This is a genomic window from Alkalihalophilus lindianensis, from assembly GCF_032843265.1.
In the GTDB taxonomy this organism is placed as follows: domain Bacteria; phylum Bacillota; class Bacilli; order Bacillales; family Bacillaceae_D; genus Alkalihalophilus; species Alkalihalophilus lindianensis.
Window position 1 is genome coordinate 1 of record NZ_JAWJBA010000293.1, and the last position, 274, is coordinate 274.

Here is a 274-nt window from a genome sequence, read left to right on the forward strand (position 1 = left end):
TAGTTTTCAACATTCGGACGGAGGCTATAAGCATATATTATCCCAAAATTCATCGGATGAAATGGCGACAGAACAAGCGTTACAGGCTTTGGTGGCCTATAAGATATGGAAAGAAGGAAAGGGTCTTCTGTATCAATTTCCAAAAAAACCTGTTGCCATGCCAACGATTTCAGTTGAAGGACTGTGGGATGGTCAAAAAGTAAACCAAGAGAAACTGACTTTTTCTATTCAATCAAAGGACGGTAAAGGGAATCCCATTGGACATTTCATCCAG

The 274-nt window shown here is 40.1% G+C and carries 1 protein-coding gene; it reads left to right on the forward strand.

Features of this window, described 5'->3' with window-relative positions; genetic code table 11:
* Positions 1–61: 61 nt before the first annotated feature.
* Positions 62–274 (forward strand): hypothetical protein (locus RYX56_RS22315; protein WP_317124116.1); only part of this gene is annotated, 213 nt, incomplete at its 3' end.